Raw genomic sequence first — 435 nt, forward strand, 5'->3', positions numbered from 1 at the left:
AAATCTACCAAACTCATTAATAGATCTCCATACCAGCAAGCCTAAACAACGCCACCAACATCATCAATATAATACACATCTCACTCTGCCCACCAACTTCCGCCTGTATAAATACCATGTCTCCTTAAAAAAAAACGGCCTGGGGGAGTGGCGTCAGCGTGGTGCTGACCTTGCTGCTGGTGACCGGGCCGTTGGCCAGCAGTCGCCGCGAGCATACGGCCTACACGCCAGTCGCGGCGCTCTAGCCAGCGGGCATCGGCCCTTGTCCTCGGATAAGGGCCATTGATCTGACAGAACACCAGTTGTTTCAGGATATGTCTATTTTCCTGTTAAGGATCGGTGTATTGTTCTCTTAGATGTGTATAAGAGACCTGTATCTTTCTTTCTATTTTATTGTGGTGTTTATCTTGTTTATTTAAGTATTCGTGTTAGTTC

The 435-nt window shown here is 46.9% G+C and carries 1 protein-coding gene; it reads left to right on the forward strand.

Features of this window, described 5'->3' with window-relative positions:
- On the forward strand, positions 1-286 hold a 286-nt coding region (locus tag ACEWB7_RS17935; RefSeq protein WP_411581081.1), incomplete at its 5' end, for a hypothetical protein.
- Between the last annotated feature and the right edge of the window lie 149 nt (positions 287-435).

The sequence above is a fragment of the Acinetobacter sp. NIOH-H-8 genome, assembly GCF_046635365.1.
Lineage (GTDB): Bacteria > Pseudomonadota > Gammaproteobacteria > Pseudomonadales > Moraxellaceae > Acinetobacter.